2 protein-coding genes are annotated in these 1,454 nt (G+C 50.0%); both read left to right on the top strand.

The genetic code is table 11. The features are described from left to right. Positions 1-78 precede the first annotated feature (78 nt). Entirely contained in the window at positions 79-708 is a 630-nt protein-coding gene (locus tag ACFRAK_RS28670; RefSeq protein WP_394573142.1) for a SurA N-terminal domain-containing protein, read from the top strand. Between the two features lie 19 nt (positions 709-727). Further along, on the top strand, positions 728-1,454 hold a 727-nt coding region (locus ACFRAK_RS28665), incomplete at its 3' end, for an ankyrin repeat domain-containing protein (RefSeq protein WP_394573141.1).

Raw genomic sequence — 1,454 nt, 5'->3', positions numbered from 1 at the left:
TAATTTGAACCTTTTCCCCTGCCGCGACGTCTATATAAGTATAATGTTCCAAAATCTACAACTGGAGGTATAGCGTGCATGCACCTCAAACGTAAATATTGGATGATCCTGGGGATGGTGGTTATGATCCTGTTGGCGGTCAGCATTACCTTTGCGGTAGCCGATCAACCGGATGCCCCTCCATCTGAACGTTACGGTACTCTGCAGCAGCATGACGGTCAGGCGCTCGTCCAGATCGGACACCATGTGATCACAAGCAACGACCTGGCTAACTTTCATCATAAGACGAAGAATGACAGCTCTACTATCTTACCGGATGATGCTATCGTGTTAAAAAACATGGCTTCTAAGGAATTGCTGCTTCAATTAGCTGAAGAGAACGGGGTAAATGCGAGTCTGGAAGACGGGGCGCAGAAAGCTGCAGAATATAGAAAATTATTAGAATCCCAGCCACAGGAACAACAAGACATTCACACCAAGCTTATTGCGGAGAGCGGTTACACGGAAGCCGATTACTGGGAGCAACTCGCCCCTACAGTTTACCAGGATCTATTATCCGTCGAGAGACTACTGAACAAGCTCGAGGCGGAACAACGGGCGAATCAGGCCGATATCATTCTGACGGGAAACAAGCTTAGGGAAGACCTGCTTGAGACCGCCATCGCGGAACGCAATGTGATTGTGCTGGACCCAACCATACAATGGTAACGAAGGAGGATCATTGATCTTGAAAAAACGTTTAACTTCCATTCCCGCTTTTGCAATGGGCGCCATCGTAGGCGTTACGCTCACCGCCGGTTCGGCTGTAGGGGCAGCGGTTTATTGGAAAGCCACCCCCTCTCTTGTCGATATTAGCGTTGACGATACGCCAATACGATGGTCCGCTCCCCCCGTCGTCATTCAAGACAAGCTGTATGTGCCAATCCGTGAGATGTCCGATGCGCTGGGTTACCAGCTTCGATCAGCCACCAATCAAGAGGTTGATATCGTAAGCCGACCATCAAAGGGCAGTGAAGGGAATACCATTCCATCATCCCCGGCTACCATACCCGGTGGAAATCTTCACGTCCGCGACTTCGTTAAGGATATGGAGCAGCTGATTCTCCCGAATAACGAGTTTAAAACCGAGCGGCTGATGGTCATCATCGCCGCCGGCGAAGCCGATCTGGAAAGCCGCGATGCAGCAACCGGCAACAGTATTCTGCACTATTTGATCCTTCATGGCGAAACAGCCGCATACGATACATTGAAGCAGATTGACGGGCAAGCCGGACGGCTCGATTATAATCTGCAGAACTTTGAGGGGCAGACCCCACTACATCTGGCGGTCATTCACGAACGCGATGCGTACATCGATAAATTGCTTAACCTACATAAGGTCGATGCCAGCGTGAAAGATAACGAAGGTAAGACAGCGCTCGATTATGCCAAAGCAGACAGTCCAACCTACAAGA

This window comes from Peribacillus sp. NPDC056705, assembly GCF_043656335.1.
The sequence above is the reverse complement of the archived record's forward strand: the minus strand, read 5'-3'. Positions and strand labels throughout refer to the sequence as shown.